The sequence below is a fragment of the Rhodanobacter sp. PCA2 genome, assembly GCF_013620825.1.
Classification (GTDB): domain Bacteria; phylum Pseudomonadota; class Gammaproteobacteria; order Xanthomonadales; family Rhodanobacteraceae; genus Rhodanobacter_A.
In genome coordinates this window covers 158,100-163,836 of record NZ_NJIC01000012.1, presented here as the reverse complement: position 1 = coordinate 163,836, position 5,737 = coordinate 158,100, and the positions used below count along the sequence as shown (strand labels likewise).

At 66.7% G+C, this 5,737-nt stretch carries 7 protein-coding genes; 2 read left to right on the top strand and 5 right to left on the bottom strand.

Annotated features, from left to right (window positions below; all coding sequences use genetic code 11):
- Positions 1-548: 548 nt before the first annotated feature.
- Positions 549-1,580: a tRNA preQ1(34) S-adenosylmethionine ribosyltransferase-isomerase QueA gene (queA, locus tag PCA_RS05130; RefSeq protein WP_181301508.1), complete on the bottom strand. Its 1,032-nt coding sequence runs from the start codon at positions 1,578-1,580 to the stop codon at positions 549-551.
- 112 nt (positions 1,581-1,692) lie between these two features.
- Between queA and PCA_RS05125 the strand changes: the two genes are divergently transcribed.
- Positions 1,693-2,241 (top strand): PH domain-containing protein, encoded by a 549-nt coding sequence (locus PCA_RS05125; protein ID WP_219918538.1) that lies wholly within the window; start codon positions 1,693-1,695, stop codon positions 2,239-2,241.
- A gap of 228 nt (positions 2,242-2,469) precedes the next feature.
- Here the strand turns inward: PCA_RS05125 and PCA_RS05120 are convergent, their stop codons facing one another.
- The gene (locus PCA_RS05120) at positions 2,470-2,895 is read right to left on the bottom strand and encodes a nuclear transport factor 2 family protein (RefSeq protein ID WP_181301507.1); all 426 of its coding nucleotides are present in this window, start codon (positions 2,893-2,895) and stop codon (positions 2,470-2,472) included.
- Between the two features lie 35 nt (positions 2,896-2,930).
- Positions 2,931-3,773 carry an NmrA family NAD(P)-binding protein gene (locus PCA_RS05115; RefSeq protein WP_181301506.1) on the bottom strand — a complete coding sequence of 281 codons (843 nt, stop codon included), beginning with the start codon at positions 3,771-3,773 and terminating at the stop codon, positions 2,931-2,933.
- 103 nt (positions 3,774-3,876) lie between these two features.
- On the opposite strand from PCA_RS05115, the gene PCA_RS05110 reads away from it, so the two are divergent.
- Positions 3,877-4,803 carry an AraC family transcriptional regulator gene (locus tag PCA_RS05110; protein ID WP_181301505.1) on the top strand — a complete coding sequence of 309 codons (927 nt, stop codon included), beginning with the start codon at positions 3,877-3,879 and terminating at the stop codon, positions 4,801-4,803.
- A 3-nt stretch (positions 4,804-4,806) separates the two neighbouring features.
- Here PCA_RS05110 and PCA_RS05105 read toward each other — a convergent pair whose 3' ends face one another.
- Positions 4,807-5,409: a response regulator transcription factor gene (locus PCA_RS05105; protein WP_181301504.1), complete on the bottom strand. Its 603-nt coding sequence runs from the start codon at positions 5,407-5,409 to the stop codon at positions 4,807-4,809.
- Positions 5,406-5,737: ATP-binding protein (locus PCA_RS17535; protein WP_343204413.1), on the bottom strand; the 332-nt coding region annotated here is incomplete at its 5' end. The genes PCA_RS17535 and PCA_RS05105, both read right to left, overlap by 4 nt.

The window sequence follows — 5,737 nt, the reverse complement described above, 5'->3', positions numbered from 1 at the left end:
GCTGGAGTGGGGGGCCAAGCTTGCCGCAAGCCCAACCCCTCACCTCGATCCTCTCCCCTCCGGGGAGAGGGCTGGGGCGAGGGGCCAAGCTCGCCGCAAGCCCCGCCCTCGCCTCGATCCTCTCCCCAGAGGGGAGATGAGGCAGAAAAGCTCGCGCGGACCGCTCCCTCTCCCCTCCGGGGAGAGGGCTGGAGTGGGGGGCCAAGCTTGCCGCAAGCCCAACCCCTCACCTCGATCCTCTCCCCTCCGGGGAGAGGGCTGGGGCGAGGGGCCAAGCTCGCCGCAAGCCCCGCCCTCGCCTCGATCCTCTCCCCAGAGGGGAGATGAGGCAGAAAAGCTCGCGCGGACCGCTCCCTCTCCCCTCCGGGGAGAGGGCTGGAGTGGGGGGCCAAGCTTGCCGCAAGCCCAACCCCTCACCTCGATCCTCTCCCCTCCGGGGAGAGGGCTGGGGTGAGGGGCCAAGCTCGCCGCAAGCCCCCTCACATCCACCCTCTCCACGCAGGGCTGGGGAAGAGCGAAGCAGCAACGCGTCCCGGAACGAAAGAAGCTCAGCCGCCCCGCGGCAGGATCAGCATCGCGTCGCCATACGAGAAAAACCGGTAGCGCTGCTGCACCGCGTGCCGGTAGGCGTCCAGCATGAACTCGCGCCCGGCCAGCGCGGACACCAGCATCAGCAGGGTCGATTGCGGCAGATGGAAGTTGGTGACGAGGCCGTCGATGCTGGTGATCCTGTAGCCGGGGAAGATGAAGATCCGCGTCTCTCCCGCGAACGGGTGCAGCTGGCCGTCCACCGTGGCGCTCTCCAGTGCGCGCACCACCGTGGTGCCCACCGCGATCACCCGGCCGCCGGAGGCGCGGGTGCGGTGGATCTGCTCGATCAGGCCGGCGCCCACGTTCAGCCACTCGCTGTGCATGTGGTGGCCGCTGATGTCATCCACCCGCACCGGCTGGAACGTGCCTGCGCCCACATGCAGCGTCACGTAGCCGAAATTCACCCCGCGCTCGCGCAAGGCGGCCAGCAGCGATTCGTCGAAATGCAGCCCCGCCGTGGGCGCGGCCACCGCGCCCGGTTCGCGCGCGTAGACGGTCTGGTAGCGCTCCGCGTCCGCGGCGTCGGCATGGCGCTCGATATACGGCGGCAGCGGCATCTCGCCCAGCTTGAGCAGCAATTTCTCCAGCGGCTCGTGCGCCTCGAAACGCAGCCGGAAGAAACCCTCGTCGCGCCCCAGCACCAGCGCATGGCTGCCGTCGGCCAGCTCGATGCGCGCGCCCTCCTTCGGCTTCTTGCTCACGCCCAGTTGCACGGTGGCTTCGTGCGCGCCGGTGACGCGCTCGATCAGAATCTCCACCGCACCGCCGCTCTCCTTGCGCCCGTACAGGCGCGCCGGCAACACGCGGGTGTCGTTGAACACCAGCAGGTCGCCCGGCCGCAGGAAATGGGGCAGCTCGCGGAACAACCGGTCCTCGCGGGTGGCAGCGGCTACGTCCAGCAGCAGCAGGCGGCTGGCCGAACGCTCGGGCAGCGGCGCCTGGGCGATCAACTCGTGCGGCAGGTCGAAATCGAAATCGGACTTCTTCAAGTAGGGGCTCGGCAACGGAACGGATGCATTCGGCAACGCGGCATTATCGCGCAAGCCCGGATGCCCCGGCGTCGACCTTGTCGCCACCGTCGGTGGCGGCCATTATCCGGCCATGACCCCATTCCACCCCGCCGCACCCTGGAGCGGCTTTCTCAAGGGCATCTCGTTCGCGGTCGGCCTGCTGTTGCCGGGAGTGTCGCTGCTGGTGGCGACCACCGTTCCGGCCGATGCGCTGCCAACGCCGCTGCGCGTGGCGGCGATCGCGTTGCCGCTGGCGATACTGCTGGCCGCGGTGCCGTTCGTGGTGCGCGAGTACGGCGTGCGCGACGGCGTGCTGTTCGTGCGCCGCCTGTTCTGGACCACGCGGGTGCCGCTAGGCGCACTGCGCGAGGCCGATGTCGATCCCCTGGCCGGGGCGAGTTCGATCCGGCTGTGGGGCAACGGCGGCCTGTTCTCGTTCACCGGCTGGTTCCGCAACGCGAAGCTGGGGCGCTACCGCGCCTTCGTCACCGACTGGCAGCGTGCGGTGGTGTTGCGTGCGAGCGGCTGCACCGTGGTGGTGTCGCCCGCCGATCCAGTTGCGTTCGTGCGCGGGCTGCAGGCTGCGGCCGCGCCGCGCAAGCCGACAGCGCCGCGGCCGCGTTGGCGGCAGAGCCGCTAATCGCGCAGGCACGGTCGACAGGCAGGGCTCGATCGCGGGGCTCAAACGGGCGGTTCATGCAGGTTCACCCGGGGCTCCCGGGACGGGTTGGCTTCGCAGCCCCCCGTCTTCCAGCGATGCCCCGGATGAACAACCCACCGGAAGATCAAACATGGGCGGCATTGAAGGCACGACACGCCGCAATGCCTCGGGTTCGACACTGACGAGAATGATCAGACCACGCCCGGTTCAGCTGGCGCCGGGTACCAGTGCCTTCCAGGCCGCGTGGGAATCCATATAGTCCCTCCAATGCACGATCTTCCGGTTCTCGATCTTGATGATGGAGCAGAATCGATTGTCGTATTTCGCGCCCGTCGCGAGAATGGTTCCATGAACCTCGTATTCGATGACGCAGCCGTCATCCGTCCTGTGGACCACCAGGTTGTCGGCCGATTGCAGCGCAATGCTCTCCACATAGCCTCTGAACGAAGCCATCAGATCGGCTCGTCCGTGGATGACGCGAGGCCAACCGAGGTCGTAGAGAACTTCGTAGACGACGTCGTTGGCAACAATGTCGAAGAAGTGTTCTCCGTCCACAAGATTGCCCAGCGCGCCTCGAACCAGATCGAAGTAGGGTTTGGCGGGTTGGAAGACTGAGTATTTCTGGTTTGGCATTCCTGTTCTCCTTGGTTCCAGTCCGGGGGAAGTCTTCACAAGCGCCATGCGGCGGCAGTCTCCGCGGCGAACTGTTCGAAGCGGGTAGGTGCAGTGCCGGTTGCCGCAAGCACGTCGTTGTTCGGACGTGAACCGCGTCCGCTTGCGATCGTCTCGGTCAAGCTGCGAAGCACGTCGCCATACTCGGCGGGCACGCCGGCCTGGATCATTGCGTCGATCCATACCTCGCGATCCATGTCGCGGTACGAAATTTTACGACCCACGACGTTTGAGATGTGCGCGGCGGCTTCGTCGAATGTCAGCGCTTCGGGGCCAGTGGGGGAATACGCGCGACCAGCATGCCCCGCAGGATCGGCCAGCGTCGCTGCCGCGACGGCCGCGATGTCCTCTGCGCCGACGAACGCCTCCGCGCCGGTCCCGCCCGGCACGACGATTTCATCGTTCACGGGCTTGAGGAACGTCTCGCTGAAGTTCTGCATGAACCAGGCGGGACGCACGATGGAGTGGGAGAACGAGGTACGCGAGGCCAGATCAAGTTCCACTGCGCGCAGCGCAACTTTCTCCGAGGCGTGCTCCATGCCGTAGGCGCTGAGGTAGGTGACATGGCGTACGCCGGCGCGCTCTGCCTCGTCGAGAAACCGGCCAACAATGCCGGCAAAGTCGACACGCATCACAGGCGACACGAGATAGACGCCCGAGATCCCGGCCAGTGCATGTGCGAAGGTCGACGGATCGTTCCAGTCGAACCGGACGTTCGCCCTGCTGCGAGCAGCCGTGCGGACGGGTATTCGTTGATCGATGAGCTTCTTGGCGACGCGGGCCCCGGTCTTGCCTGTCGCGCCGAGCACAAGGGTGTAGTTGCCGGTGACTTCACTCACGGGGGTGGCTCCTGGGTAATTGCTCAATGGTGTAACTTTATGAAAAGGATTTGATCTTATAAACAATCAAATCACTCAAAAATTTGTGTGATACGCTCAAGCTATGGATATTCTGCAAGAGCATCTAGTGCGCGCCCGCTCCTCTGGAGGGGTGTTCGCGCGATCCACCGCCGTTGCGCCTTGGGGGCTTCGGTTGCCCGGCACGATTCAACTTGCCGTTCACGCAATGATTCAGGGGCAAGCGTGGTTGTGGCTCGACAATGAGAGCGAGCCCACCGAACTCAGGCCGGGAGACCTGGCGCTCGTGCGTGGGGGAGCCGACCACTTCATCGCCCACGAACCACGGGCGCACTGTGTCTTGCCGGAGGATTTCCGGAATCGGCATTCTTCGGAAGAAGCCGAGAATGATCCGCGGGCGGCGGCGTTCCTCTGCGGGGCTTATCGCTTTGCCGGGGACATCGGCGCGGGACTGGTCAATGCGCTTCCGCCCGTGTTCCTGATTCCCTCGCGCATGGACAATCCCATCCATGGGGTGGTCGCGCTGCTGTCAAAAGAGCTGTCGCATGCCGAGCCGGGTCGCCAGACGGTGCTTGACCGGCTACTGGATGTTCTTGTCGTGCTTGGGCTCCGGACTGGATTGGCATCGAGCCCGAATGCACCCGCATGGGTTCGCGGCGCATCGGACAAGCGCCTGTCGCGAGCGCTTCAGGCCATGCACGGGGACACCAGCAAGCCGTGGACGGTGGACGAACTGGCCCGTATGAGCAATATGTCCAGGGCCACGTTCGCCCGGGTGTTCCAGGAGGTTCTTGGCGATACGCCGATGCGGTATCTCACCGACTGGCGGATGACGGTGGCGCGCGATCTCTTGCGAACGCAGGACGTTCCACTGATCGAAGTGGCAGAGCGGGTCGGGTACTCATCCCTCTACGCTTTCTCCACGGCATTCCGCCGACATCACGGGCAGCCCCCGGGGCGGTGGCGCCAGGGTGGGCGAGAATTGCCGGAATCCACGCTGGATCACGGCTAGCACTCAGAGCCAGCCCTTCTGCCGGGCGAGCCGGTAGGCCTCGATGCGGTTCGCCACGCCCAGCTTGCCGATGGCCTCGGACAGGTAGTTGCGCACGGTGCCGTGCGAGAGGCTGAGCTGGATGGCGATGTCGCCGGCGGAGTGGCCCTCGCCGGCAAGGCGCAGCACCTGGCGCTCGCGGTCGTTCAGCGGGTCGGCTTCCGACCATGCCTCCAGCGCGAGCTGCGGATCGATCGCGCGGCCGCCGCGATGCACGGTGCGCAGCGCCTCGGCCAGGTTCTCCGCCGGCGCGTCCTTCAGCAGATAGCCGGACACGCCCGCGTCCAGCGCACGGCGCAGGAAACCGGGGCGCGCGAAGGTGGTGACGATGATCACCTTCATCGGCAGCTCGTGCCGCTGGATGCGCTGCGCCAGTTCCAGGCCGGTGAGGCCGGGCATCTCGATGTCGGTGACCAGCACGTCGGGCTTGAGCCGCTGCAGCTCGCGCCAGGCAGCCTCGCCGTCGCAGGCGGAGCCCAGCACCTCGATGTCGGATTCCAGGTTCAGCAGCGCCGACAGCGCGCCGCGCACCATCGCCTGGTCCTCGGCCAGCATCACGCGGATCATGCGCTGCGCTCCTTCCTCGCCAGCGCCGGCGCCGGGCGCGCGTCCGCAGCGACGGCGTTCGTGGCCCGGCGCAGGGGCACTTCCGCGTCCAGCGTGGTGCCGCGCCGGGCGGGCGAGTCGATCGCGAAGCTGCCGCCCAGGGCACGCACGCGTTCGCGCATGCCGCTGACGCCGTTGCCGTGGGCGGCCAGGCCGCCGCGTCCGTTGTCGCTGATGCACATGTGGAACCTTTCCGCTTCGCAGGAGAACACCACGCTCGCCGCGGTGGCGTGGGCGTGGCGATGGATGTTGGTGACCGCCTCGCGCAGGACCAGCGCCAGCGACGCCT

Coding starts and splice junctions, on each gene's coding strand:
- PCA_RS05120 (WP_181301507.1), bottom strand. CDS start 2,895: ATGCCAAACCAGAAATACTCAGTCTTCCAACCCGCCAAACCCTACTTC.
- PCA_RS05125 (WP_219918538.1), top strand. CDS start 1,693: ATGACCCCATTCCACCCCGCCGCACCCTGGAGCGGCTTTCTCAAGGGC.
- PCA_RS05105 (WP_181301504.1), bottom strand. CDS start 5,409: ATGATCCGCGTGATGCTGGCCGAGGACCAGGCGATGGTGCGCGGCGCG.
- PCA_RS05110 (WP_181301505.1), top strand. CDS start 3,877: ATGGATATTCTGCAAGAGCATCTAGTGCGCGCCCGCTCCTCTGGAGGG.